At 28.4% G+C, this 24,613-nt stretch carries 28 protein-coding genes; 15 read left to right on the plus strand and 13 right to left on the minus strand.

What is annotated here, in order from left to right; translation table 11 throughout:
• Positions 1 to 249: 249 nt before the first annotated feature.
• The 9 genes from ASKIR_RS01695 to ASKIR_RS01735 form a co-directional block, all read right to left on the minus strand.
• On the minus strand, positions 250 to 636 hold the full coding sequence (locus ASKIR_RS01695; protein WP_066162630.1) for a chaperone NapD: 387 nt from the start codon (positions 634 to 636) through the stop codon (positions 250 to 252).
• Positions 637 to 647: 11 nt separating this feature from the next.
• Positions 648 to 1,595 carry a WD40 repeat domain-containing protein gene (locus ASKIR_RS01700; protein ID WP_066352615.1) on the minus strand — a complete coding sequence of 316 codons (948 nt, stop codon included), beginning with the start codon at positions 1,593 to 1,595 and terminating at the stop codon, positions 648 to 650.
• Positions 1,588 to 2,067, minus strand: coding sequence for a ferredoxin-type protein NapF (locus tag ASKIR_RS01705; protein ID WP_066162624.1), 480 nt, complete (start codon positions 2,065 to 2,067; stop codon positions 1,588 to 1,590). The genes ASKIR_RS01700 and ASKIR_RS01705 overlap by 8 nt, the downstream gene beginning before the upstream one ends.
• Positions 2,068 to 2,069: 2 nt before the next feature.
• Positions 2,070 to 2,681 (minus strand): nitrate reductase cytochrome c-type subunit, encoded by a 612-nt coding sequence (locus tag ASKIR_RS01710; protein ID WP_066352611.1) that lies wholly within the window; start codon positions 2,679 to 2,681, stop codon positions 2,070 to 2,072.
• Positions 2,678 to 3,484, minus strand: a complete 807-nt coding sequence (gene napH / locus ASKIR_RS01715; protein WP_115588390.1) for a quinol dehydrogenase ferredoxin subunit NapH — start codon at positions 3,482 to 3,484, stop codon at positions 2,678 to 2,680. The genes ASKIR_RS01710 and napH overlap by 4 nt, the downstream gene beginning before the upstream one ends.
• Positions 3,477 to 4,283: a ferredoxin-type protein NapG gene (napG, locus tag ASKIR_RS01720; protein WP_115588391.1), complete on the minus strand. Its 807-nt coding sequence runs from the start codon at positions 4,281 to 4,283 to the stop codon at positions 3,477 to 3,479. Before napG ends, napH begins: the two co-directional genes overlap by 8 nt.
• A 9-nt stretch (positions 4,284 to 4,292) precedes the next feature.
• Positions 4,293 to 7,103: a nitrate reductase catalytic subunit NapA gene (gene napA / locus ASKIR_RS01725; protein WP_115588392.1), complete on the minus strand. Its 2,811-nt coding sequence runs from the start codon at positions 7,101 to 7,103 to the stop codon at positions 4,293 to 4,295.
• 116 nt (positions 7,104 to 7,219) lie between these two features.
• Positions 7,220 to 8,212 carry a type IV pili methyl-accepting chemotaxis transducer N-terminal domain-containing protein gene (locus ASKIR_RS01730; protein ID WP_115588393.1) on the minus strand — a complete coding sequence of 331 codons (993 nt, stop codon included), beginning with the start codon at positions 8,210 to 8,212 and terminating at the stop codon, positions 7,220 to 7,222.
• Positions 8,209 to 8,874 (minus strand): Crp/Fnr family transcriptional regulator, encoded by a 666-nt coding sequence (locus ASKIR_RS01735; RefSeq protein WP_066352602.1) that lies wholly within the window; start codon positions 8,872 to 8,874, stop codon positions 8,209 to 8,211. The genes ASKIR_RS01730 and ASKIR_RS01735 overlap by 4 nt, the downstream gene beginning before the upstream one ends.
• Positions 8,875 to 9,040: 166 nt before the next feature.
• Between ASKIR_RS01735 and moaA the strand changes: the two genes are divergently transcribed.
• The 5 genes from moaA to ASKIR_RS01760 all read left to right on the plus strand — a co-directional run bounded on the left by moaA (position 9,041) and on the right by ASKIR_RS01760 (position 12,372).
• The gene (moaA, locus tag ASKIR_RS01740; RefSeq protein WP_066162607.1) at positions 9,041 to 10,012 is read left to right on the plus strand and encodes a GTP 3',8-cyclase MoaA; all 972 of its coding nucleotides are present in this window, start codon (positions 9,041 to 9,043) and stop codon (positions 10,010 to 10,012) included.
• An 83-nt stretch (positions 10,013 to 10,095) separates the two neighbouring features.
• Positions 10,096 to 10,368, plus strand: coding sequence for a 30S ribosomal protein S15 (gene rpsO / locus ASKIR_RS01745; RefSeq protein ID WP_066352599.1), 273 nt, complete (start codon positions 10,096 to 10,098; stop codon positions 10,366 to 10,368).
• A gap of 114 nt (positions 10,369 to 10,482) precedes the next feature.
• Positions 10,483 to 10,881, plus strand: coding sequence for an RrF2 family transcriptional regulator (locus tag ASKIR_RS01750; protein ID WP_066162601.1), 399 nt, complete (start codon positions 10,483 to 10,485; stop codon positions 10,879 to 10,881).
• A complete protein-coding gene (locus ASKIR_RS01755; protein WP_115588394.1) occupies positions 10,878 to 11,912 on the plus strand; it encodes a DHH family phosphoesterase in 1,035 nt (344 codons plus the stop codon). Before ASKIR_RS01750 ends, ASKIR_RS01755 begins: the two co-directional genes overlap by 4 nt.
• A gap of 19 nt (positions 11,913 to 11,931) precedes the next feature.
• Positions 11,932 to 12,372 carry a CoA-binding protein gene (locus ASKIR_RS01760; RefSeq protein WP_066162596.1) on the plus strand — a complete coding sequence of 147 codons (441 nt, stop codon included), beginning with the start codon at positions 11,932 to 11,934 and terminating at the stop codon, positions 12,370 to 12,372.
• Between the two features lie 12 nt (positions 12,373 to 12,384).
• Here ASKIR_RS01760 and ASKIR_RS01765 read toward each other — a convergent pair whose 3' ends face one another.
• Positions 12,385 to 13,659 (minus strand): sensor histidine kinase, encoded by a 1,275-nt coding sequence (locus ASKIR_RS01765; RefSeq protein ID WP_066162593.1) that lies wholly within the window; start codon positions 13,657 to 13,659, stop codon positions 12,385 to 12,387.
• 10 nt (positions 13,660 to 13,669) lie between these two features.
• The gene (gene hsrA / locus ASKIR_RS01770; protein WP_066162590.1) at positions 13,670 to 14,353 is read right to left on the minus strand and encodes a homeostatic response regulator transcription factor HsrA; all 684 of its coding nucleotides are present in this window, start codon (positions 14,351 to 14,353) and stop codon (positions 13,670 to 13,672) included.
• 151 nt (positions 14,354 to 14,504) lie between these two features.
• On the opposite strand from hsrA, the gene ASKIR_RS01775 reads away from it, so the two are divergent.
• The 5 genes from ASKIR_RS01775 to ASKIR_RS01795 all read left to right on the plus strand — a co-directional run bounded on the left by ASKIR_RS01775 (position 14,505) and on the right by ASKIR_RS01795 (position 19,780).
• Positions 14,505 to 15,311, plus strand: a complete 807-nt coding sequence (locus ASKIR_RS01775; protein ID WP_066162586.1) for a peptidylprolyl isomerase — start codon at positions 14,505 to 14,507, stop codon at positions 15,309 to 15,311.
• An 11-nt stretch (positions 15,312 to 15,322) separates the two neighbouring features.
• Entirely contained in the window at positions 15,323 to 16,390 is a 1,068-nt protein-coding gene (fbaA, locus tag ASKIR_RS01780; RefSeq protein WP_115588395.1) for a class II fructose-bisphosphate aldolase, read from the plus strand.
• 17 nt (positions 16,391 to 16,407) lie between these two features.
• Complete coding sequence (locus tag ASKIR_RS01785) at positions 16,408 to 17,340, plus strand: malate dehydrogenase (protein WP_115588396.1); 933 nt, start codon at positions 16,408 to 16,410, stop codon at positions 17,338 to 17,340.
• A gap of 51 nt (positions 17,341 to 17,391) precedes the next feature.
• On the plus strand, positions 17,392 to 18,762 hold the full coding sequence (locus tag ASKIR_RS01790) for an aldehyde dehydrogenase family protein (RefSeq protein ID WP_272865747.1): 1,371 nt from the start codon (positions 17,392 to 17,394) through the stop codon (positions 18,760 to 18,762).
• A gap of 112 nt (positions 18,763 to 18,874) precedes the next feature.
• Positions 18,875 to 19,780 carry an SEL1-like repeat protein gene (locus ASKIR_RS01795; RefSeq protein WP_115588398.1) on the plus strand — a complete coding sequence of 302 codons (906 nt, stop codon included), beginning with the start codon at positions 18,875 to 18,877 and terminating at the stop codon, positions 19,778 to 19,780.
• A 10-nt stretch (positions 19,781 to 19,790) separates the two neighbouring features.
• On the opposite strand, the gene ASKIR_RS01800 is transcribed toward ASKIR_RS01795, so the two are convergent.
• Complete coding sequence (locus ASKIR_RS01800; RefSeq protein ID WP_066352571.1) at positions 19,791 to 20,180, minus strand: ExbD/TolR family protein; 390 nt, start codon at positions 20,178 to 20,180, stop codon at positions 19,791 to 19,793.
• Complete coding sequence (locus ASKIR_RS01805; protein ID WP_066355196.1) at positions 20,177 to 20,653, minus strand: MotA/TolQ/ExbB proton channel family protein; 477 nt, start codon at positions 20,651 to 20,653, stop codon at positions 20,177 to 20,179. The genes ASKIR_RS01800 and ASKIR_RS01805 overlap by 4 nt, the downstream gene beginning before the upstream one ends.
• A gap of 67 nt (positions 20,654 to 20,720) precedes the next feature.
• Between ASKIR_RS01805 and ASKIR_RS01810 the strand changes: the two genes are divergently transcribed.
• From ASKIR_RS01810 to ASKIR_RS01830, 5 genes are read left to right on the plus strand one after another with little or no spacing between them, the layout of a single operon-like run.
• On the plus strand, positions 20,721 to 21,590 hold the full coding sequence (locus tag ASKIR_RS01810) for a 1-aminocyclopropane-1-carboxylate deaminase (protein ID WP_115588399.1): 870 nt from the start codon (positions 20,721 to 20,723) through the stop codon (positions 21,588 to 21,590).
• Between the two features lie 15 nt (positions 21,591 to 21,605).
• On the plus strand, positions 21,606 to 22,118 hold the full coding sequence (locus tag ASKIR_RS01815) for a shikimate kinase (RefSeq protein ID WP_082946466.1): 513 nt from the start codon (positions 21,606 to 21,608) through the stop codon (positions 22,116 to 22,118).
• A complete protein-coding gene (gene hisD / locus ASKIR_RS01820) occupies positions 22,115 to 23,410 on the plus strand; it encodes a histidinol dehydrogenase (RefSeq protein ID WP_115588400.1) in 1,296 nt (431 codons plus the stop codon). The genes ASKIR_RS01815 and hisD overlap by 4 nt, the downstream gene beginning before the upstream one ends.
• Positions 23,410 to 23,712 (plus strand): DUF2018 family protein, encoded by a 303-nt coding sequence (locus ASKIR_RS01825; protein ID WP_066355188.1) that lies wholly within the window; start codon positions 23,410 to 23,412, stop codon positions 23,710 to 23,712. Before hisD ends, ASKIR_RS01825 begins: the two co-directional genes overlap by 1 nt.
• Positions 23,713 to 24,612 carry a polyprenyl synthetase family protein gene (locus tag ASKIR_RS01830; RefSeq protein ID WP_115588401.1) on the plus strand — a complete coding sequence of 300 codons (900 nt, stop codon included), beginning with the start codon at positions 23,713 to 23,715 and terminating at the stop codon, positions 24,610 to 24,612.
• Position 24,613: the final 1 nt, after the last annotated feature.

Here is a 24,613-nt window from a genome sequence, read left to right on the forward strand (position 1 = left end):
GGGGCTTGAGAGAGACCCCTTTTGGATACTTAGGTTTTAAATTCTATAATACTTTTTCATAACCTAAGATTTTAATAGAACGACCTTTTTAAGAGACCTTACCTTAAAATTGCTACATTTTAACTAAGGAGAGATAAGTTTGGTAAAATCTCTTGATCAGTGAAATAATACTCTTACAAAACTTAAAGTTTGCTATTTTAATGCTACTTTTCTTCCAAAATTTAAAATTTTTCCAAAAGTTTTTTTAATTTAAAGCTCTTTTTTATCAAACTCTTTTGCAAAACCTATTAAATCTTTTCTTTTTAAATCGCCTCTATAAACAATATCTTCAACATTGATATCTTTATTATTTAAAACTTTTGGAACTGCATCTGAATTTTCTAAAACTTGCATATGACGGCTAAGCTCTTCTTCACTATAACTCATCTGCATATCAGCAGTTATTACATTTGGAATTGCTTCAATGACTTTTAGTTTTTTAAGTTCATCTTCAACATTTTCACCCTCTATTGTAATTATAACTCTTCCTTTCTCATCATGCATATGATAGTCGCAAACACCTGATTTTTTAAGATTTTCAATCACACTTTCTAAATTTTTTGGTAAAGTTGTTACAACTATACTTGAGATATTCATTTTTTCTTCCTTTAATTAAGATTATAAAAATTTATTCTAGAATCATCACTTGAGATAACAATTTGATTCTCATTTAAAAATAGAATTTTTGTTAAAATTGCTCTATTTTCTGTCAAGATAAATTTATCCTCTTTTGATTCTATGTCAAAAACAACAGCATCATTATTTTCATTAAGTAAGATACAAGCTAGTTTAGAACTAGGACTTAAAGCTCCTGTATAAACTAAAAAATCAAATGATTTATAAAAAGATTTTTTAGAGTTTGTAAAATAAAAAGATGCTCTTCTATCTTGTCCAGTTCCTAAAATAGTATCTTTTTTAATATCAACTTGAAAAACTCTATCTACATTTTGACCTTTAAACTCTTTTAGTTTTTTCAAACTTTTTGATTCAAATTGTGTTATTACACCACTTTCATCTGTAGTAACAAAACTTTTTTTATCACTGCTTAGAGTAAAATCTGAAAAAGATGATTGAGAAACTTGAGTCTGTTTGAGTATTTTACTGTTTTTTATATCATATAAAAATATTTGATTTGATAAAAGTGCATAAATAATATGATTATCATCCAAAAATTTTGCTTTTGCAATAAAAAGTCTATTTTTTGAACTTACAATATTGTTTAATTTTCCATTTTCATAAATAAATATATCTCTTCCACCATTTTCTCCTTGAGATAGTATTAATACTTTTTCATTTAAAAAATCAACGCTATAAATTTTTGACTCAATAATCTCTTGCATAAAATCTTTAATATTTGGAACTTTTATAGATTGTTGAAACTCTTTTTTGCTTATATCAAAAATATCTACCTTTCCTTTAGAGCTCGCAATAAATATTCTCTCTTTTTCAACAACAAAATCAGTTGCCATTCCATCAATTTCTAAAAAAAATTCTGGCTTTAACTCTTTTGAATTTAAAAAGATAACAAGAGTGAAAAATATAAAAAATTTAAACATTTAAAACCTTTATAGAGTTAGTTGGACAAACTTTTATGCAAAATCCACAACTTGTACAGTTGTCATTTATAATAGGTTTAAAAATACCCTCAAAACTTATTGCATTTTCTAAACAAGGATCTTTGCATGAAAAGCACATAGTTTGATTCCAAGATAGACAAGTTTTAGTATCTATTTGAATTTTTGCATCTATATTTGATTTATACTTTATATCTAAAACTTCCATATTGCAAGCTTTTGCACAAAGATCGCAATATGTACAACCTGAGTTTGAAAAGTTTAAACTAGGAGTTTGGTCTTCTAAAATATAAATAATATTCTCTTCACAAGCTTCACTACAACTTTTTTCTAAGCATTTTATGCAATTTGTGAAAAAAATATCTCTATTTTTATAATAAGGAGGTCTAATAATACTCTCTTGCTCTTTTTTAAAAGGTTTAGCAAGAGAGCTAAAAAGCTCTCTTCTATTCATATTTATTTAACGCCTTCTTCTATTACATCAAGTAGATTTGATTTATCATTTAAATCACTACTTCTAAACTCTGTTACAAAATTATTCTCAGGTACAATTTCACTTTGAGACTGAGGAGCGTGACAAGCTGAACAGTTAAATCTAGCATTTGATAAGTGATCAAGTGGTTTTACAACAGTTTTTATATCACTACTATTTTCTACTATTTTTCCATCTCTTTGAAGTTGACCTTTTTTATCTATATTTACATCTTCTCTAAAGTTAGTAAAATGAGATTTTGGAATAGCAGTTGCTCCCATAGACTCAGCTAACATTGGATCATGGCACATGATACATTGATTATTATCAATTGTAATTGGAAGCATTCCTTCTACATCGTGAGAGATCATTGGTGGAGCATTCTCAAAAGCTCTTTTAATTTTTGTACTTGCTCCTGCTGGATCAGTCAAATATTTAGTCTCATCTGATACAACTTTAGTCTCATCAAGTAAATCAGCATCTCTTAGTCCAAAACTTTTATTCTCTTGAGATTTAGTTTGACTATTGTCACTATTAAAACAAGCAGTAAAAGTTCCTGCAATAATTAAAATTAAAGCAAATTTTACTAATTTCATTTTTTCTCCTTTATATATTTTCTTAAATCGAAATTTAGTGCATCATCTTCGCACACTTCTACACATCTTCCACAATTTGTACACTCATCAACTACAGCTTCACTACTTTTATTTATCATATGTAAAACTTGTATTTCAGGGCATACAACCTTACACTTCATACAGTTTGTACATCTATTGTGATTATGATGAACCCTTATTAGACTAAATCTTCCAATTAGTGAATAAAATCCACCAAGAGGACAAATATGTCCACACCAACCATTTTTTAAAACAAACAGATCAAACAAAAATATTACAATTATTGTTGCAAATCCAAATCCAAGTCCAAATATCAAACCTCTATGAACCATTGATACAGGAGAAATCAACTCAAAAGCTGCAACGCCCATAAAATAAGAGATTATAAAACTAATTAAAATTAGCCAATATCTTAAATTTCTAGTTGCTGGTTGTTTTTTTTGTACTTCATCAAATTTCAAAACTCTTCTTAAAAAGTTTGCACTATCTGTAATTATATTTACAGGGCAAACCCAAGAGCAAAACGCTCTTCCTCCAAGAGTAAAGTAGAAAATTGAAATAATTAAAGCACCCAATGCTATATCAAAAGATATAACTGCTCCTGCAAAAATCATTTGTAAAACTGCAAACGGATCACTTAAAGGAATTGTTTCTAAAACCAAAGAGCTACTTAAATTCCCCATTAAATAGTTAATTCCATAAATATTTGCCAAAATATATAAAGCTATAATAGAGAGTTGTGTAAATCTTCTAGCAATTAAAAATCTATATTTTTTAATCATTTAGTAACTCCTGTGTCCCTTTATTTAATGAGTCAATTGCACTCTCTTTGCTTATGTTTGTTTTTGTCTTTTCTGATGTTGCATTTTTTAATCTTTGCTCATCTGATTCATCCCAACCTTTTATGTAGTGGTCACCAACTTTTCCAAGTGCAATTTCTCGTGGAAGTACAAAAATTGCTGGTTTTTCAGTAATACAAGCTTTTTCACAAAGTCCACAACCTGTACAAATATCACTATCTACAACAGGTTTTAAAAATGCATGTTTACCTGTTCTTTCATTTTTTTCATATACTATATTTATAGCCTCACCTAAAAGTGGACAAGCTCTATAGCAAGCATCGCATTGAATTCCCCAAAAAGCTACACAAGATTTTACGTCTACAACTGCAACTCCCATCTCCATTTGTCTTATCTCAAATGCATTATTTGAATCTTTTACAAGTTTTTCATCAAGTGCATCTGTTGGACAAATAGGAACACAAGGAATATCAACACACATATAACAAGGAATATCTCTTGGTACAAAATATGGAGTTCCCAAAGGTAAATTATCCCCTGGTTTTGCCAATTTTAGTGTATCAAAAGGGCATGCCTCTACACAAAGTCCACATTTTATACAAGTAGCCAAAAAGTCATCCTCTTTTAGAGCTGCTGGTGGTCGAAGTATTAAGTTACTAGCTTTTACCTCACTTAAATATGCACTCCATGTTAAACTACCAAGAATAACCAGACCAATAGTTCTAGCACTTTTTAGAATAAATTTTCTTCTATTTTCTTGATAGTTTTCAACTATATTCATCTTTAATCCTTATGCTTTATAAATTTTTACAGCACATTTTTTAAAGTCAGTTTGCCCTGATTGTGGACAAGTTGCATCTAAACAAACTTTGTTTATAAATACCTTTTCATCAAACCAAGGAACAAATACTAAACCTCTGCTTGGTCTATTTCTTCCTCTTGTTTCAACTCTTGCTTTTACTTTTCCTCTTCTTGATTCAACCCAACAAAGCTCCCCTTGTTTTACACCATACTTATTTGCATCTTCAGGGTGCATATAGCAAAGTGCTTCTGGAACTGCCCTATAAAGTTCTGGAACTCTCATAGTCATAGTTCCACTATGCCAGTGTTCTAGTACTCTTCCAGTACTAAGCCAAACTGGATACTCTTCATTTGGAATTTCAGGTGGATCCATATATGGTCTTGCAAATATTTTTGCTTTATTTTTTAGAGATTTTTTAGTTTGATCTTTAACCCCTAGTAAATCACCTTGAGCTAACTCTTTTGCTAATGTTCCATAGAAGGCAAAATCACTATTTGGATTTGCTTTTTTTGCATATGGATCATATTTTGTATTAAATCTCCAAGATGTCTCTTTCCCATCTACAACTGGCCATTTTAGTCCTCTAACTCTATGATAAGTGTCAAAATCAGCTAAATCGTGAGCATGTCCTCTTCCAAAATTTGCATACTCTTCAAATAGATATTTTTGTATAAAGAAACCATAACCTTTCCATGGTTTTCCATCGCTACCTATTACATTTCTATTATCACCAAATGCTTCAGTATTGTCATATCCAGCTTGAATTTCATCATTTAAATCAGCTTTGTATGATTTGGCTTTTTCATTTGCAAATAAAATCTCATACATAGTTGTATCTTCATTGTAGCCCATAGCTTTTGCAGCTTCAATAATACTTGGAAGTTTTAATTCACCTTTTGAACTTTGAACTTCTTGTTCACCCCATAAATCTTTAACTGTAAATCTTTTTGAAAGTTCAACCCACTGCCATGTATCACTCATAGCATCACCAACAGGAAGAACTTGCTGTCTCCAAAGTTGTGTTCTTCTTTCAGCATTTCCATATCCACCCCATTTTTCATAAATCATAGCAGATGGTAGAATTAAATCTGATACTTTTGCACTAATTCCAGGGTATGCTTCGCTTGTAACAATGAAATTATCCATCTCTCTAGCTGCTTTTACCCAGTGAGTTGCACTTGCAGTATTTTGCCATGGATTGTTTACATTTACCCAAGCAAATTTAGTATTTCCATCTTCTAAATCTCTCATAATCTTCATAAAAGTTTGAGTTCCCTTTGGATTTATAGTTCCAAGTGGTACATTCCATGCTTTTTCAGTAATTTCTCTATGTTTTGGATTTTCATTCATCATATCAGCTGGAAGTCTATGTGTAAATGTTCCAACTTCTCTTGCTGTTCCACAAGCACTTGGTTGACCAGTTAAACTAAATGCACCACTTCCTGGTTTTGCCTGTTTATTTAGTAAAAAGTGAACATTATATGAAAGTGTATTTACCCAAGTTCCTCTTGTGTGTTGATTCATTCCCATAGTCCAAAAACTTACAACTTTTCTATCTTTTTCAATATACCAGTCAGCAAGTTGTTGAAGTTTTTTCTTAAACTCCTCAATATCCTCATCAGGATCTCCTTTAGAAATTTTTGCAACATAATCTAAAGTATAAGGCTCTAAAAACTTTTTATACTCTTCAAAACTAATCTCCCAGTGAGCAAGACCACTATCTTTATTAGTCATTTTATCACCAGCTTTATATCCATAAGGAGCAAGCGCAGGAGCCTCAGTTTCAGATACAATTTTCTCCATCTCTTTGCTTATAGTTTCCATTTCAGCTTTAGAGTATTTTCCTTCTTTGATTGATTTTTCATCAGATTTTCTCATTCCATAACCAATATTAACAGGACTTGCTGCAAAAACAATATGCTCTTTTACAAAATCCCAATCAATAGCTTCTGGACGATTGTAAACAATCTCTCTTGCTATATAGTTCCATAAAGCTAAATCTGTATTTGGAGTAAAGATAATCTCTAAATCAGCAATATCAGATGTTCTATGTCTATAAGTTGATAGATTTATCACTTTAACTTTCTCTGGATTACTAAGTTTTCTATCTGTAACTCTTGACCATAAAATTGGGTGCATCTCTGCCATATTTGAACCCCAACAAACAACTGTGTCTGTTAGTTCAATATCATCATAACAACCACTTGGCTCATCAATACCAAATGTTTGATAAAAACCAACAACCGCACTTGCCATACAGTGTCTTGCATTTGGATCAATTCCGTTTGATCTAAATCCAGCTTTCATCATTTTAAGTGCTGCATAACCTTCCATAATTGTGTATTGTCCACTTCCAAATACACCAATTCCTTCAGGACCTTTCTCTTTTAAAGCAGCTTTGATATGTTTTTCCATCTCATCAAAAGCTCTTTCCCAAGAAATAGGTGCAAAGTTACCTTTTTTATCAAATTCACCTTTTTTATTTACTCTTAGCAAAGGAGTTTTAAGTCTATCTGCTCCATACATAATTTTTGCATTAAAGTACCCTTTAATACAGTTAAGCCCTCTGTTAACTGGAGCTGCTGGATCACCTTTAACAGCAACAATTTTTCCCTCTTTTGTTGCAAGCATAATTCCACACCCTGTACCACAAAATCTACAGGCTGCTTTATCCCAACGCCAACCACTCTCAGCAACATTTGCTTGTGCTTTTAAATCTGTTGGTACACTCATACCAATAGCTGCTGCTGCACTTGCGGCTGCTGAACTTTTTAGAAAATCTCTTCGTGAAAGCGACATCTCTTCTCCTTTGAAATAAATTTATAAACAATAAGATGTTAACGAAAAAGGTGTGAAGTAGATTTGATGTTAATCAAGATTATTTAAGTATTTAAAGAGATATTTATAAAAAAGAGTTAATTTTTAACTCTTTTTTCACAAAATAATATTATTTTTTCAAGTTCATTTTTTAGTTCGGCTAATCTTTTTGCAGAGTGCAAAAGTTGCTCTTGAGTCTCTATAGCAATATCTTCACTTCTGTTTAGTTGAAGAGATATCTCACTTTTATTTTGTAACTCATTTATAATTTCATCAAACTCATTTGTGATCTCTTCAAGTTTAACTGAGGCATTTTTAGATTGCTCTAATGCACTGTTTGAATCAATTATTGCACTATTTATCTTTTTTAAAAAATTATTTAATACATTGCTAGCATCAACAAACTCATTTTCAGCCTCAATCTCTATTGGTTTTAAAGGATTTGCAAAATTTTGCTCCATCGCTTTTTTAGACTCTTTAATAAACTTTAATGCATTTTTTTTCATATTTTTTAATTCTAAAAAGCTATAAAGTATTAGAAAGATAATTAAAATTGCAAAAAAATATTGAGTATTTTTTAAAAAATTAACTTTTTTTTCACTATTAATTGTATATAAAGATACTAAAGCATCTATCTCGTTTAATAATTTTATATTTTTTGAGTATATTAAATCAACAATCTTTTTTAGCTCTATATCTTCTTTATTTTTTTGCAACAAAGATTTAAATTGTTCTATATTTTTATAAAAATCATTCCATAAAAATTCAACTTTAAGTAGTTGATTCTCTATTTGAAATGTTGGAATTTTTTTTAGACTATTCTCTCCTTTTAAGCTATTTAAATTGTATATAAACTCTTTAATACTACTGTTTAGTTCATCTTTTGAAGCAGTTTTGTTTTGATTTAAGTAGAAGATATTTTTTGAAATATTTTGAGAAAGCATTCTTTGTTTACCAGCTATATTTATAATTGTTGCATCTTTGTGATTTTTATCATTTAAATATATTGTGGTAGTAACAATACTTAGCAATAAAAGTGTAAATAAGATTCCAATAATCTTTATTTTTGTGCTAATACTATTTTTTTTCATTCTCCTACTCCTTTAAAAATTGAATTTAATGCTATTTTATCTTTAATCTCTATTTTTTGATTCTCTATTTCAATAATTCCATCTCTTGATAACTTCTTTAAAACTCTAGAGAGAGTTTCAGGTTGAATGTGTAACATAAAACTCACATCTTGTCTTTTTAAGCTATTAAACATTTTTAAATCGCTAGATATCATGAATGCAACTTTTGCAGTTGCATCAAATACAAGCTCTCTATTTATTAAACATTGAAGTTTATGATTTTTTTTAAAAAGAGCTTCTACTAACTCATTTACTAATAAATTTTTATCAAAAAAATGCTCTTTTAATTTTTTGAAATTAATAAATAGTACTATTGAATCCTCAACAAAAGATGCATTAGAAAAACAGTTTATTTCAGTGTTACTTATAGAGCTTAGTTCACTCACTAAAGAGTCTTCATAGATATGATATAGAAAAATTTCATTATCAAATTTATCATATTTATAAACTTTTATCATTCCAGAAACCAAAAAAATAATATTGTTATTTAAATCAGTTTCATAAAAAAGAATAGACTCTTTTTTATATTTTGATATAAAAGAGAAAGATGATAAAAGTTCAAGATTTTTTTCATCTAAGTTTTTAAAAAAGCTTAAATTTCCAAGGCTTTCAAAAAGTGTCATAAAAATCCCTCAAATGTTTTGTTTAAGTGATTGTATATTATGCTTGTAAAAATATTAATTAAATTATTTAAGTTTTTGAATAATTAAAATTAAAAGTATTGATAAAAGTCAAAGAGTATTATATTTTAAGAAGATAGAATATTTAATAAAAAAAATAAGGTTTTGTATGTTAATTGATAAATTTGGAAGAAAACACGATTATTTAAGAGTTTCAGTTACTGAAAGATGTAACTTTAGATGTCACTATTGTATGCCAGAAAAACCATTCTCTTGGGTTCCAAAAGAGAATTTATTATCATATGAAGATATGTTTAAGTTTATAAAAATAGGTATTGATGAGGGAATAAAAAAGGTAAGAATCACTGGAGGAGAGCCACTTTTAAGAGATGATTTAGATAAATTTATAAAAATGATTAGTGATTATAAAAAAGATATAGATTTAGCTCTTACAACAAATGGTTATCTACTTTCTCAAATGGCACAAAAATTAAAAGATGCTGGACTAAAAAGAATTAATATCTCTTTGGATAGCTTAAATAAAGATAGAGCTTCAAAAATTGCTCAAAAAGATGTTTTACAAAGAGTTTTAGAGGGAATTTCAAAAGCAAAAGAGCTTGGACTTAAAGTTAAAATAAATTGCGTTCCACTAAAAGGTATTAATGATATTGATATTTTAGATATTTTAGATTTTTGTAAAAAAGAGGGTTTTACTGTTAGATTTATTGAGTTTATGGAGAACTCATTTGCAAAAAATAGCGCAAAGGGTCTAAACTCTGATGAGATTTTAGAGATTATAAAAACAAAATATAAAAATATTGAAAAAGTAGCAAGAGATACAAGCTCTCCAGCTCAATACTATAAATTAGAAGATGGATATGAGTTTGGAATAATTGAGCCTCATAAAGATGATTTTTGTGCCTCTTGTAATCGTATTAGATTAACAGCTGAAGGCTTTTTAATACCTTGCTTATATTTTGAAGATGCTATGAGTATAAAAGATGCAGTTAGAGCAAATGATATAGAAAAAGCAAGTGAAATATTAAAAAAAGTTTTACAAAATAAACCTGAAAAAAATAGATGGTCAACAAAAAGTGATAATGAAATTTCAAGTAGAGCATTTTATGAGACAGGTGGATAAGTAAAATTAAAGCAAATTTTTTATACAATTCGCCCCTATTTTAAAAATAGATTAAATTAACATATACCTATTAGGAGGTCAAAATGGCTTTAGATCAGGAAGTAAAAGCAAGTATTATTGCAAAATACGGAAGAAAAGAGAATGATACAGGTTCTGCTGAGGTTCAAATTGCACTATTAACAGAGCAAGTGAAAATCTTAACTGAGCATTTAAAAGTGTTTAAAAAAGATCACTCTTCAAGATTAGGTCTTTTAAAAATGGTTGGAAAAAGAAAAAAACTTTTAGCATACTTAAAAAGAACAGATTATGCTAGATTTACAGCATTAGTTGAAAACTTAGGAATTAGAGCAAAATAGTTTTTTAGCTTAATTTTTAAAAAGGGAAGAGTTTTTGCTCTTCCCTTTTTTTATATCCACTCTTTTTAATAATATCTTTTGTACAATATAATCAAAAATTGAAATGGATTTAAAATGTTATTAACAAAAAAGAGTGAATATGCTTTATTATCACTAATTTATATCTCAAAACAAGAAGAGCCTATAAATGTTGATTTTTTATCAAAAGAGTTAGAGATTTCAAAATCATTTTTGGCAAAAATTATGCAAAGTTTAGCAAAAGATGGATTAGTGACTTCTCACAGAGGTGTAAATGGTGGTTTTACACTTAATAAATCAATAGATGAGCTTACAATTTTAGAGATAGTTGTATCAGCAGAAGAGAGAAATCCAGCTGTTTTTGAGTGTTCTGAATCTATAACATCTTGTCCAAATAATAAAGCAAAATTGTGTTTTATTTGGCCTTTATTAAATAATTTACAATTTAAAGTAAATGATTTTTTATCTCAACTTACTTTGAAAGATATATTATGAGACTTTTTCATATTTCACATACAGATTTAGATGGTTATGGTTGTCAATTTTTAACAAATAAACTTTTTAAAAATGCTACTTTTTATAATGCAAATTATGGTTTGGAAGTAAAACAAGCATTAAAGCAGGCAATTAGTGATATAAAAAATTATAAAGATGATAAATTACTTTTTATAATAAGTGATTTGAATTTAACACAAGATGAGAGCTTTGAGCTTGATAGTGAGATAAATAGTTTAAAAAATAGTGGTTTTGATATAACTTTACAGCTATTAGATCACCATATAACTGGTAAAAAGAGTTCAGAAAAATACTCTTGGTATTATTTGGATGATAAAAGATGTGCTACAAAAATAGTGTATGACTATTTGTTTGAAAATTTTGATAAAGCTATATCTTCTTATAAAGAGTTGGTTGATACTATAAATGCTGTTGATATTTGGCTTGAAAAACAAAGAGATAATTTTGAGTTTGGTAAAGTTTTAATGAGTTCAATTTCAAAAGCAAGAGAGATAAACTCTATACTTTTTAGCTCTTTAGATAGAGAGTACAAATTTTATCTGCTTGAAAAAGCAGTTGAATATCTAAATTTAGAAAATAGACATATAATCTTTGATAATGAAATTCATAAGATAAAAAAAGAGTTTTTAAAAGAGAGTGTTGATGATACTTTAGATAACTTAAGTGCAAACTATTTAGTAAAATCTCTTGATAATATAAAAGAGGATTTAACTATTTTTTATAAAGAGCATAAAGGTCTTATGACTTACTGTTTGGGAGGAATATCTATTCCGGCAAATAGTTTTTTAAGAGCAAATAGGGATTATGATTTTTTTATAGATATAAATAAAAAAGGAAATGCATCTTTTAGAGCTGATGGAAAAGTTGATGTAGCAATACTTGCTTCAAAGTTAGCAAATGGTGGTGGGCATGTAAATGCAAGTGGGTGTAAATTTGATGATTTTGTTGATAGTATAAATTTACAAGATGTAAGAAGTTATATTCAAAGAAAATTAGATAGTATAGATTAATCTTAAAAAAGGAGTGAAAATGGAGTGCGAATTTCCAACTGTTAATTCAAATAAAGATGAGATAAAAGAGATTTTTGATAACACTAAAACAATTGCGATTGTAGGTCTTTCTCCAGATAGTGAAAAGGCATCTTTTAGAGTTGCTTCATATTTACAAAGCAAAGGTTTTAAGATAGTTCCTATATATCCAAAAGAGGATGAGATTTTAGGAGAAAAAGTTTATCGAAGTTTAGAAGAGATTCCATTTGATATTGATATGGTTGATATTTTTAGAAAACCAGATGCAATAGCAAAAGTTGTTGATGAAGCTATTAGATTAAAAGATTCAAAAAATATAAAATCTGTTTGGTTTCAATTAGGACTTGCAAATAATGAAGCGGCTCAAAAAGCAGTTGAAAATGGATTAAAAGTTGTACAAAATAAGTGTACAAAAATAGAGCATAAAGCTATTTATGAATAGGATTAGATTTTTCTAATCCTCAATTGTTATAAGTTTTAATTCAAATTTAGCAATAGCTCCACTCTTCCCATCACTTCTATTTTTTATAGATATTTCAGCATTTAAAGCATCAGCAGCTATTTTTGCAAGATAAAGACCTAATCCAACTCCACTTTTATCTCCAACTTTTTTAAATGGAGCAAAAACATCTATTTTTTCATCTATTCCAACTCCTTCATCTACTACACTTAAAATAATTGTATTATCTATTTTTTTGAAATATACTTCAATATTTTTTCCATTTGGAGTAAATTTGATAGCATTTTGTACAAAATTTTGAAGTATCTGCATAAAAAGAGTCTCTTGAATATTTAGCTCAAAGCTAGAGGTGTTTGTAATAAATCTCATATTTATCTCTTTTTTTAAAGCTAACATCTTATAATCTTCAACTTTTTTATTTATAAAAGATACAAGCTCAATATTTTTTGACTGTTCAAATTGAGCGCCTTCAGTTCTTCCAATATCTAAAATTGAGCTAATCATAATATTCATGCTATTTATTTCACTAATAGTTAATTTTATAGCATCTTCATATTCACTTTTTTCTCTTGGTTTTTTAAGCATAAGCTCATTTTTAAGTTTCATAACAGCAAGAGGAGTTTTAAGTTCATGCGCAATTCCTATGTATAACTCTTTTTTAAATTTAAGGTATGTACCTATACGATTTGTTAAAGAGTTTATAGAGTTTGCAAGTGTTGTAAACTCTGTTGGAAGATTTTTTGTATCAATTTGTGATAAAGAGTTTTCATCCATATTTGATAATTTTTTATTTATTTCAACAATAGGTTTTAAAAGAGATTTAGCAACTACCAAAGAGTAAATGAGCATTAAAATAAAACCAGGAATTGCCAAAGAGAAGAAGTTTTTAAAAATAATTGAATTTAAAATATCTCTTTCAAGAGTTATATCTTTTGTGATTTGTAAAAATGCATCATCATTCATAGGAAAAATTAATTTTGCAAATGTTTTATCATCTTGGAAAAATTTTATAAATTTAATATCTTTTTGATTATTTTCTAAAAAAACTACTTCAATCTTTTGTGTTTCATTAAAGATATTTTTAAATTTATCAAAAGATATGTAAGATTTTTCAATATGTTTAGCTTGCTTTAAAAGATTTTTTTCAATATTACTATAAAAAGAGCTTTTTGCATATTCATAAAATATAAATGAGAGAATAATTAGAAAAAAAGAGGTAGCTATAATTAGTTTTGTATAAAACTGTTTATAGATACTCTTAATTTTCATAATTTAAATACTATTTTTCCTCAGAAACTTGGTTTGGATAACAAAATCTATAACCTCTTCTTCTAATTGTTTCAATAGTTGAAATATTTAATGGTTTATCCATTTTTTGTCTAATTTGATTTATTGCAACCTCAATAACATTTGGAGTTACAAGCTCAGGCTCTTCCCAAATAGCATCAAGCAGTTGCTCTTTTGAAACAATTTGATCTCTATGACGTGCAAGGTGAGTTAAAACTTCAAAAGGTTTACCTTTTAACTCTATCTCTTCTCCAGCATATTCTATTTTTTCTTCATCAGGATTGATAATTAAATCATCAATTTCTATAATATTTGTTCCACCAAATCTTAATCTTGCTTCAATTCTAGCAAGTAAAATATCAAAATCAAATGGTTTTTTAATAAAATCATCAGCACCTGATCTTAGTGCTTCAATTTCACTCTCTTTATCATCTCTTGCAGAGATAATTACAACAGCAGTTCTTGAACTTCTGTTTTTAACAATTTTACACAGTTCAATACCATCACCATCAGGTAGCATCCAGTCTGTTAAAACTAAATCATAATTTCTAATATCAATAAAGTACTCAGCATCTTTGTAGTTTTCAGCGCTATCAACTTGGTAACCAAAATCAACTAATCCTTCTTGCAGTGTTCTATTTAATGTTATTTCATCTTCAATAATCAAAATTCTCATTTCTATCCTTAAACTTAAGTTAATTTTAATTTTGCGGAAGTATATCATAAAAAAAAGTTTTTTTAAATAGAGTTTAAACTAAAAATATAAAAATAAAGGAAAATATAGTAGAATGCACCATTTATTTGAAATTAACTATAAAAGGAATGTAATGAAAAAAATAGTGCTAACTACTGCATCTTTGTTTTTTCTTGCTACAAATTTAGTAGCAAATGATTATTATGCAACTGTAAATGGGGATAAAATAACAAAACAAGATATAAATCTTTTAATACAAGATCCAAGAGTCGATTTTAATCAACTTCCAGATGAGATGAAAAAACAGATTATTGATGGTGCAATTAATAGAAAACTTCTTGCAAAAAATGCTTTAGATAGTGGTGTTGAAAAAGATGCTGAATATATTGATGCTATGAATAGAATCAAAGAAGATGTTGCTCTTCAAGTTTGGCAAAAACAGAAAGTTGATAGTATAAAATTTAGCGAAAAAGAGAAAAAAGAGTTTTATAACAAAAACAAAGAGAAATTCATTATTCCTGAAAATTTTGAAGCTAGACATATTTTAGTTGATAGTGAAAAAGATGCTAAAGATGTTGTAAAAGAGCTTGATAAAGCTGTAAATAAAGAGGCAAAATTTAAAGAGCTGGCTAAAGCTAAATCAAAAGATGGTGCAGGACAAAATGAGGGATACTTAGGTAAGTTTTCAGCAAATGATATGGTTCCTGATTTCTCAAATGCAATTAAAGCTCTTAAAAAAGGAACTTATTCAAAAACTCCTGTAAAAACAGAGTTTGGTTATCATGTGATTTTTTTAATTGATAAAACTCCTTCAAAAGAGTTAAGTTACGATGAAGTTAAAGATAATATTGAAAGAATAATGAAGAGTGAAAAATTAAATAAAGATATTGAACAGTTAGTTTCAGATCTTAGAAAAAAAGCAAAAATAGTAATTAAATAAGGATGAGAAGAATGGGTGTATTAGATGTTGTAAATGCTGGAGTATTAACTGGAAGTGAAGCTAAAAAACTATTTGCTTATGCAAAGAAAGAGGGATTTGCTATTCCAGCTGTAAATGTTGTAGGAACAGACTCTATTAATGCTGTTTTAGAAGTTGCTGCAAAAGTTAAATCGCCAGTTATTATTCAATTTTCAAATGGTGGAGCTGGTTTTTTTGCAGGAAAAGGTTTAAAAACTAGCAATGCGGCTATTTTAGGAGCTATTAGTGGTGCAAATCATGTTCACACTATGGCAAAAGCTTATGGAATACCAGTTATTTTACATACAGACCATGCAGCAAAAAAACTTCTTCCTTGGATTGATGGCTTACTTGATGCTGGAATTGAGCATTTTGCAAAAACAAAAAGACCACTATTTACATCTCATATGTTAGATTTAAGTGAAGAGAGTTTAGAAGAGAATATTGAAATTTGTGTTGAGTATTTTAAGAAAATGGATACACTTGATATGATGATTGAAATAGAGCTTGGAATTACAGGTGGAGAAGAGGATGGAGTTGATAATACAAATGTAGATAATTCACTTTTATATACACAACCAAGTGAAGTTGCATTTGCTTATGAGAGTTTAAGTAAAGTTGGAGAGAACTTTACAATTGCTGCAAGTTTTGGAAATGTTCATGGAGTTTATAAGCCAGGAAATGTTGTATTAAGTCCAAAAATTCTAGATAATTCACAAAAATATATTGAAGATAAGTTTAAAACAGCTTCAAAACCTGTTGATTTTGTATTCCACGGAGGAAGCGGTTCAGAGCTTCAAGATATTAGAGATGCTATTTCGTATGGTGTTATTAAAATGAATATTGATACAGATACACAGTGGGCATTTTGGGATGGAGTTAGAGCTTATGAAGCAAAATACAAAGGGTATTTGCAAGGACAAATTGGAAATCCTGAAGGTGAAGATAAACCAAATAAAAACTACTATGACCCAAGAAAATGGTTAAGAGCTGGTCAAGAGGCTATGATAGCTAGACTTGAAGTTGCATTTAGTGATCTATTAGCACTTAATAAAAACTAATTTTTTTAGGATATATTTTGAATAAAAGAAGAGTTGGGATTGTTGGTGTTGGAAATGTTGGTTCATCAATTGCCTATAAATTAGCATTTCAAGAGCTTTGTGATGAGATTTTATTAAAAGATATTAGAGAAGATTTTACCAAAGCTATTGCTTTGGATATCTCTCAAGCAATAAGTTATAAAAATATAAAAACTACAATAAAAGCTATCTCTTTGGATGAAGATTTCAAAGATTGTGATATTGTAGTGGTTACTGCTGGAATTGCTAGAAAACCTGATATGAGTAGAGATGATCTTCTATTTACAAATGCTAATATTATGAACTCTATTGTTAAAAATATTGCAAAATACAATCCAAACTCTATTTTAATAGTTGTTTCAAATCCTCTTGATGCAATGGTATATCAAGCTTTAAAAACTTCAAACTTTCCAAAACAGAGAGTTTTAGGAATGGCTGGAATTTTAGATAGCTCTAGGATGTCATATTTTATAAAAGAGAAACTAGGAAACAAAGATATTGAAGCTATGGTTTTAGGTGGACATGGAGATGATATGGTACCACTTATAAAACATACAAAAGTTGATAATATAGCTTTAGATGAGCTTTTAGATGAAAATGAGATTGAAGATATTGTTGAAAAAACAAGAAAAGGTGGACTTCAAATAGTTGAACTTTTAAAAACAGGTTCAGCATATTTTGCACCAGCTCAATCTACATTTTTGATGCTGGAATCTATTTTAAAAGATAAAAAAACAATCTATCCTTGTGCTGTATTATTAAATGGTGAGTATGGTTACTCAAATGTGGTTACTGGAGTTCCTGTTGTTTTAGGTAAAAATGGTGTTGAGAAAATTGTAGAGCTTGAACTTACAAACAAAGAAAAAGATGAATTTGCTAAATCTGTAAACTCTGTAAAAAATCTAATAGATAAGATTAAAGATAAATTTTAAATAGAATATTGTGTATTTTAGTAACAAAAATTAATTAAAATTTATACAAAAATCCCAAGATCAAATGAAAAAGATGTTGATTTAGCAGTTGAAGCTGCAAAAAAAGGTTTTGAAGAGTTTAAGCATACATCTGTAACTCAAAGAAGTGCTTTATTAAACAAAATTGCAGATATAGTAGAGGCAAATTTAGAGACTTTGGCAGTTGCTGAAACACTTGATAATGGAAAAGCTGTAAGAGAGACTTTAAATGCAGATTTACCTCTGTTTATTGACCATTTTAGGTATTTTGCATCTGTTATAAGAGCTGAATCTGGGACAATTTCTGATTTGGATGAGAACACTATATCTCAAGAGATTTATGAGCCTTATGGAGTTGTTGCTCAAATTATTCCTTGGAATTTTCCACTTCTAATGGCAGCTTGGAAACTAGCACCTGCAATTGCTGCTGGAAATTGTGTTGTTTTAAAACCAGCTAGTTCAACTCCACTTTCAATACTTCTATTTTTAGATTTAATAAAAGATGTTTTACCAAAAGGTGTTATAAATGTTGTAAATGGAGCAGGTGGGAAAATAGGTAAACATCTTGTAACTCATAGAGATGTTAAAAAAGTTGCATTTACAGGAGAGACAAGTACAGGTCAAGAGATTATGAGATATGCAACTGAAAATATAATTCCATCAACTCTAGAACTTGGTGGAAAATCTCCAAATGTCTTCTTTAAATCTATAATGGATGCTGATGATGAGTTCTTTGATAAGGCAATTGAAGGGCTTGTACTATTTGCATTTAATAGTGGAGAGGTTTGTACTTGTCCATCAAGAGCTTTAATTGAAGAGTCAATTTATGAACCATTTATGAAAAGAGTAATTGAAAGAGTAAAAGCTATAAAACTTGGAAATCCTCTTGATACAGAAAATACAATGGGTGCTCAAAACTCTTTTAACCAAAAAGAGAAAATTGCAAAATATCTAAAAATTGCAAAAGAGGATGGGGCAGAGTGTTTAGTTGGTGGAGATATTTATCACTCTTCTATAAATCCAGATGGATTTTATATAGAGCCAACGATTTATAAAGGTCATAATAAAATGAGAATTTTCCAAGAGGAGATTTTTGGACCTGTTTTATCTGTAACTACTTTTAAAGATGAGAAAGAGGCTATTGAAATTGCAAATGATACTATTTATGGATTGGGTGCTGGAGTTTGGTCAAGGGATGCACACCAAATTCATAGAGTATCAAGAGCTATTCAAGCTGGAAGAATTTGGGTAAATTGTTATCATGTTTATCCAGCTCATGCCTCTTTTGGTGGGTATAAGAAATCTGGAATTGGAAGAGAGACTCATATGATGATGTTAAATAACTATAGACATACAAAAAATATTTTAACTTCATTTAATACAAAAGCTTTAGGATTTTTTTAATCTCTTGTTAAATCTTAATATTAAAGCCCATATGTATATGGGCTTTTTTTATTTTGAATCAAAATTTAAAATTTGTATTGATAGAATATAAGAATTAAAACAAGGAAACAAAATGAGAAATTTATTTTTAATTTTTTTATTAATATTTACATTAAGTTCATGTGCTACAAATCAAGTTGCTGTATCTAAATATGAATCTGGTAATTATGAAGATTCTTTTAAAATTCTTAAAGAGTTAGCAAATAAGGGTGATGTTAGAGCTCAAAGAAACTTAGCAATTTTTTATTACAATGGAAAAGGTGTAAAACAAGATTTTTCTGAAGCATTAAAATGGTTTAATAAAGCTGATAATACTGAGTATTTGATAGTTAAAGAGAAAGCAGGCAAAGGTAATGTTGTAGCACAATATGAGTTGTATTTTTTCTATAAAGATGGAAAAGGTGTAAAACAAGATAATGTTGAGGCTATAAAATGGCTTGAAAAATCAGTAGAGGACGGATATTTAAAAGCAAAAGAGCTATTGGGTGAAGTCTATTTTGAAGGAAAAATTGTAAAACAAAATTATGAAAAAGCATTTAAAATTTTTGAAGATATAGCAAATCGATATATTGGTGAAAAATATATTATTAGCAATTCTAGAAGTAAAATTGGTGAAATGTATCAAAAAGGTTTGGGTGTAAAGCAAGATTATATAAAAGCAGTTTATTGGTATGAAAAATCAGATATATCTATTGAAAGTAGTCAAAATCTTGGTGATATGTATTATTATGGAACTGGAGTAAAACAAGATTATAAAAAAGCTATTGAAACATATAAAAAAGTTGATTCTTGCCATAATTATTATAATTTAGGAATTATGTACTATAAAGGTGAAGGTACAAAAGTAGATAAAGAAAAATCTTATAAGTATTGGACATCTTGTGCTAAATCTTCTAACAAAGAAATGGCAAAAAATATTAAAGAAAAACTTGATATATTATGTAAAGAAAATCAAGAAATTTGTATAAATAAAAGATAACTAATTTTAGTTATCTTTTCTCCTCATTCGTAACCAAAGCCAAATTATTCAAACTATATTTTTGAAGCAAATCTAAAACTTTTACAACTCTTTCATAAGGTACTTTTTTATCAATTCGCACAATTACTGCATCATTTTTATTTTCAATGGCTTTTAAATTATCCTCTAAAGATTCAAAAGATACTTCAATACCTTTAATAGCAAGTTTATCAACACTAAGCTCTATAAAAATTTGCTCTTTTTTTACCGCTAGCTCTTTTGCATTGGCTTTTGGCAAATCAAGCATGAGTGCAAGTTCCTCTTTTTTAAAAACACTTGTAACCAAAAAGAAGATTAAAAGAATAAAAACAACATCAATAATAGGTGTTAAATCAAGTCCTAAAGGCTCTCTTCTTTTCATTTAGACTCTTTTATTAGCTCTTTTTTTGCTTTTATTTCGATTTTATCAACTAAAGATATGAAGTGATTATATGCAATTTGATGAGGAATTGAAACAATAATTCCAGCAATTGTAGTAATTAGTGCAATGGCAATTCCACCTGAAAAAATTGTAGGATCTCCTAAACCTTTTTGTGTAATATCTTCAAAAGATGTGTAAATTCCAATTACAGTTCCCAAAAGTCCAAGAAGTGGAGCTACAATAGCAATATTTTTTATAATTGTAAGTCCAGATTCTAACTTTTTAATCTCATACTCAATTTGTGCAGAAATTGAACCATTTAAATCAAGATTTTGAGCGATTTTTGAGATAATTTTATTTACTTGAGGAAGAGTTGTAAATTTCCAAATAATTATTGTAAAACCAATAATATTTAAAAAAATTAATATATAAACAATTGCTCCACCTTTATCAATATACTCCATTAAGTTCATAAATAGCCTTTTTCATTTTTCTTGTATTGTACAAAATTTTTTGTTAATTGATGATAGAATTACTTTTATGAACTATATAAACTCACCAATAGATGAAATTATTTTAAATAATCAAAAATATTTTGTAAAAAGAGATGACAAGCTTGATTGTGATTTTAGTGGAAATAAGGCTAGAAAATTTTACTACTTTTTAAATAGTGATTTAAAAGGTATAAAAAAAATTATTTCTCATGGCTCAAATCAATCAAATGCTATGTACTCTTTATCTGTTTTATGCAAATTAAAAAATCTAAAATTTGATTATTATATATCACACATTCCAGATTTTTTAAAAACAAATCCAAGTGGAAATTATAAAAAAGCTTTAGAAAATGGTATGAATTTAATTATTGGTGAAGTTCCTACAAGTTTTCAAGAAAATGAGCTTTTTATAGCAGAAGGTGGAGCCTTAAAAGAGGCAAAATATGGAATAGAGATTTTAGCAAATGAGATAAAAATTTGGGCAAAAGAGCAAAATATAGAGGCTAAAAAACTGAAAATATTTTTACCAAGTGGTACTGGAACAACAGCTTTATATTTGCAACACTATTTGCCATTTGAAGTTCTTACAAATTCATGTGTAGCAGATGATGATTATTTAACAAAACAGTTTTTTGCTTTGGAAGATAAAAATCATCCAACAATTTTAAAAAAAGATAAAAAATACCATTTTGGAAAGCTTTATAAAGAGTTTTATTTAAAACATTTAGAGCTTTTAAAACAGACAAATATTGAGTTTGATCTGCTTTATGATAGTTTAGGTTGGATTGTTTTTGAAAATTATGTGAAAAATTGTAAACAAAAAGATGATTGGGTTTTTTTATATATTCATCAAGGTGGTTTAATTGGAAATGAGACAATGATAGAGCGTTATAGATATAAATTTACCAATATTTAGATATAATCTTCGACTATGAAAAAGAATAATATTATACTAATTGGATTTATGGGTGTTGGAAAAGGCACAGTTGCAAGAGCCTTAGTTAAAGAGTCTTCAATGTACGCAATTGATACAGATGATTTAATAGAGAGTATGGAGAATAGAGCTATTAAAAAGATTTTTGCAAATGATGGTGAAGCTTTTTTTAGAAACTTAGAAAAAAAGACTGCTTTGTGGCTTGAAAATAGTGTTGATAACACTATTATTTCAACTGGTGGTGGATTTTATAAGCAAGAAAATCTTAAAAATATAGGAACTGTAATATATCTTAAGTCATCATTTGATGGAATTTTAAAAAGAATAAAAAAAGCTCCTAATGCAAAAAACAAGTTAAAAAAACGACCACTTCTACAAGATAAAAAAGAGGCTTTAAAGCTTTATGATACAAGAGTTAAAGAGTATGAAAGAGTTGCTGATATTGTAATTGATGTTGAAAATAGAGATTTAAAAGATATAGTAATAGATATTTTAGGACAGATAAAATGAAAATAATTAATACAAAAGATTCAAACTTTAATATTGAGTTTGAAAATATTTTACAAAGAGCAAAAAGTGATATAAAAGGTGTTTCAAAAATAGTTTCAAATATTATTGATGAGATTATTGAAGATGGCAATGAGGCTTTAAAAAAGCATATTGAAAAATTTGATAAATGGAGCGTTAAAAGTGATGATGAACTTTTAATTTCTCAAAAAGATATGAAAAAAGCTTATGATAATTTAGATGAGAGTTTAAAAAAATCACTTCACACAGCATATGAAAGAATCAAATCATATCACGAAAAACAGCTTCCAAAATCATGGATAGATTTTGAAGAAAATGGGACAATTTTGGGACAAAAAGTAACTGCTGTTGACAAAGCTGGGCTTTATATACCAGGAGGGAAAGCTGCATATCCAAGCTCTTTATTAATGAATGCAATTCCAGCACTGGTTGCTGGGGTTAAAGAGATAGTTGTTTGTACACCAACTCCAAATAATGAAGTAAATGAACTACTTCTTGCAGCTTGTCACCTTTGTAATGTTTCAAAAGTTTATAAAGTTGGAGGAGCAAGTGCAATTGCAGCTATGGCTTATGGAACACAAACAATTCCTAAAGTAGATGTGATAACTGGACCTGGAAATATCTTTGTAGCAACTGCTAAAAAGCTTGTTTTTGGTGAAGTTAATATTGATATGATTGCAGGACCTAGTGAAATAGGGATTTTAGCAGATGGTGATGCAAAAGCAAACTATATTGCAATAGATTTACTATCTCAAGCAGAACACGATGAGATGGCTAGTTCAATTTTGATAACTACTTGTGAAGATTTAGCAAAAAATACAAGCAAAGAGGTTGATAATTTTTTAGCAAATTTAAGCAGATATGAGATTGCTAAAAAATCAATAGATGAACGAGGTGTTATAATTGTTGCTTCAAATATGGAAGAAGCAGTTGAACTTATGAATAAGATAGCGCCTGAGCACTTGGAAGTTATGACAAAAAATCCATTTGAACTACTTCCTTTTATAAAACACGCTGGAGCAATTTTCTTAGGTGAAAATACTCCTGAACCAATTGGAGATTATATAGCAGGACCAAATCACACTCTACCAACAGGTGGAACAGCTAGATTTTATAGTCCTTTAAATGTTGAGAATTTTCTTAAAAAAAGCTCAATTATTAGTTTTTCAAGAAAAGCTATAAATGATTTAGGTGAACCTTGTGCGCTTCTAGCAGATACAGAAGGTTTAACAGCTCACGCAAAAAGTGTTAGAGTGCGATTGGAAAACAAATAATGAGTAAATTTAAAGATTGGTTTACTGAAGATGAAGATGATATATTTTTTGGTAGCCCAAAATCAAAATTTTTTGATATTTTAGAGCAGACTCACAGAGATTTAGTTGAAGATGAGATAGATAAAGTTTTTGAAAAACTTGCTATTTTAGAGTTGATTGTAAGCAAAGATAAAGATGAAGATTTTGATATAAACTCATATATAAATGAGTTTAAATTAGATAATCTCTCAGAAGTTAACTCTGCTAAAAAAGGGCTTTATATGGAAGTTTCTGGAGATATTATTAGTAGATTGGATAGTTAAATGGAAGTTTTAGAAGAAGTAAAAAATCAGATAAAAGTATTTTTAGAAGTTTGCTCTTATCCAAAGGCTTTGGATTTATTAGAAAAATTAGCAACTGGAAAGATGTTAAGAAGTAAACTTATACTTAAAATTGCTGGGATTAATAGTGAAACTATAAAGCTTTGTGCAGTTGTGGAGATGATTCATGCAGCATCACTTTTGCATGATGATGTAATAGATGAAGCAGATACAAGAAGAGGAAAACCATCTATTAATGCTTTGTATGATAATAAAACTTCAATTATGTTTGGAGATATTTTATACTCAAGAGCTTTTACAGAACTATCACAAATGGATAAAAAAGTTGCATATTATGTTTCAAATGCAGTAACTGAACTAAGTATTGGAGAGATGATGGATGTTGATTTAACGCAATCATTTAATAACTCATACGATAAATACTTAACAATGATCTATAAAAAAACAGCCTCTTTAATAGAAGCAAGTGCTAGAAGTGCAGCAATAATAGCTGGTCTTGATAGTGAAAAATATGCATTATATGGTAAAAATCTTGGACTTGCTTTTCAAATGATTGATGATATTTTAGATATAACTTCTGATAGTAAAACACTTGGAAAACCAGCAATGCTTGATTTTGTTGAAGGTAAAGTAACAATTCCTTATCTATATTTATATGAAAGAGTTGAAGATAAAGAGTATTTAAAATCTTTATATAAAAAATCTTTAAATGAAGATGAGTTAAATTGGATAAAAATTCAAATGCAAAATACAAATGCTTTAAATGATGCAATAAAAGAGGCAAAACAGACAGGGCTTCTAGCTATTTCATCTATAAAAGATGAAAAAAATAGCGAAGAGTTAATAAATATTATGAAAGCTATGATAGAAAGAGATTTTTAAT

Origin of the sequence: Aliarcobacter skirrowii CCUG 10374, assembly GCF_003544835.1 — a bacterium.
Lineage (GTDB): Bacteria > Campylobacterota > Campylobacteria > Campylobacterales > Arcobacteraceae > Aliarcobacter > Aliarcobacter skirrowii.

What these genes read in the sequence shown, in the direction of transcription:
- ASKIR_RS01695 (WP_066162630.1), bottom strand. Translation starts at nt 636, where the DNA reads ATGAATATCTCAAGTATAGTTGTAACAACTTTACCAAAAAATTTAGAA.
- ASKIR_RS01700 (WP_066352615.1), bottom strand. Translation starts at nt 1,595, where the DNA reads ATGTTTAAATTTTTTATATTTTTCACTCTTGTTATCTTTTTAAATTCA.
- ASKIR_RS01705 (WP_066162624.1), bottom strand. Translation starts at nt 2,067, where the DNA reads ATGAATAGAAGAGAGCTTTTTAGCTCTCTTGCTAAACCTTTTAAAAAA.
- ASKIR_RS01710 (WP_066352611.1), bottom strand. Translation starts at nt 2,681, where the DNA reads ATGAAATTAGTAAAATTTGCTTTAATTTTAATTATTGCAGGAACTTTT.
- napH (WP_115588390.1), bottom strand. Translation starts at nt 3,484, where the DNA reads ATGATTAAAAAATATAGATTTTTAATTGCTAGAAGATTTACACAACTC.
- napG (WP_115588391.1), bottom strand. Translation starts at nt 4,283, where the DNA reads ATGAATATAGTTGAAAACTATCAAGAAAATAGAAGAAAATTTATTCTA.
- napA (WP_115588392.1), bottom strand. Translation starts at nt 7,103, where the DNA reads ATGTCGCTTTCACGAAGAGATTTTCTAAAAAGTTCAGCAGCCGCAAGT.
- ASKIR_RS01730 (WP_115588393.1), bottom strand. Translation starts at nt 8,212, where the DNA reads ATGAAAAAAAATAGTATTAGCACAAAAATAAAGATTATTGGAATCTTA.
- ASKIR_RS01735 (WP_066352602.1), bottom strand. Translation starts at nt 8,874, where the DNA reads ATGACACTTTTTGAAAGCCTTGGAAATTTAAGCTTTTTTAAAAACTTA.
- moaA (WP_066162607.1), top strand. Translation starts at nt 9,041, where the DNA reads ATGTTAATTGATAAATTTGGAAGAAAACACGATTATTTAAGAGTTTCA.
- rpsO (WP_066352599.1), top strand. Translation starts at nt 10,096, where the DNA reads ATGGCTTTAGATCAGGAAGTAAAAGCAAGTATTATTGCAAAATACGGA.
- ASKIR_RS01750 (WP_066162601.1), top strand. Translation starts at nt 10,483, where the DNA reads ATGTTATTAACAAAAAAGAGTGAATATGCTTTATTATCACTAATTTAT.
- ASKIR_RS01755 (WP_115588394.1), top strand. Translation starts at nt 10,878, where the DNA reads ATGAGACTTTTTCATATTTCACATACAGATTTAGATGGTTATGGTTGT.
- ASKIR_RS01760 (WP_066162596.1), top strand. Translation starts at nt 11,932, where the DNA reads ATGGAGTGCGAATTTCCAACTGTTAATTCAAATAAAGATGAGATAAAA.
- ASKIR_RS01765 (WP_066162593.1), bottom strand. Translation starts at nt 13,659, where the DNA reads ATGAAAATTAAGAGTATCTATAAACAGTTTTATACAAAACTAATTATA.
- hsrA (WP_066162590.1), bottom strand. Translation starts at nt 14,353, where the DNA reads ATGAGAATTTTGATTATTGAAGATGAAATAACATTAAATAGAACACTG.
- ASKIR_RS01775 (WP_066162586.1), top strand. Translation starts at nt 14,505, where the DNA reads ATGAAAAAAATAGTGCTAACTACTGCATCTTTGTTTTTTCTTGCTACA.
- fbaA (WP_115588395.1), top strand. Translation starts at nt 15,323, where the DNA reads ATGGGTGTATTAGATGTTGTAAATGCTGGAGTATTAACTGGAAGTGAA.
- ASKIR_RS01795 (WP_115588398.1), top strand. Translation starts at nt 18,875, where the DNA reads ATGAGAAATTTATTTTTAATTTTTTTATTAATATTTACATTAAGTTCA.
- ASKIR_RS01800 (WP_066352571.1), bottom strand. Translation starts at nt 20,180, where the DNA reads ATGAAAAGAAGAGAGCCTTTAGGACTTGATTTAACACCTATTATTGAT.
- ASKIR_RS01805 (WP_066355196.1), bottom strand. Translation starts at nt 20,653, where the DNA reads ATGAACTTAATGGAGTATATTGATAAAGGTGGAGCAATTGTTTATATA.
- ASKIR_RS01810 (WP_115588399.1), top strand. Translation starts at nt 20,721, where the DNA reads ATGAACTATATAAACTCACCAATAGATGAAATTATTTTAAATAATCAA.
- ASKIR_RS01815 (WP_082946466.1), top strand. Translation starts at nt 21,606, where the DNA reads ATGAAAAAGAATAATATTATACTAATTGGATTTATGGGTGTTGGAAAA.
- hisD (WP_115588400.1), top strand. Translation starts at nt 22,115, where the DNA reads ATGAAAATAATTAATACAAAAGATTCAAACTTTAATATTGAGTTTGAA.
- ASKIR_RS01825 (WP_066355188.1), top strand. Translation starts at nt 23,410, where the DNA reads ATGAGTAAATTTAAAGATTGGTTTACTGAAGATGAAGATGATATATTT.
- ASKIR_RS01830 (WP_115588401.1), top strand. Translation starts at nt 23,713, where the DNA reads ATGGAAGTTTTAGAAGAAGTAAAAAATCAGATAAAAGTATTTTTAGAA.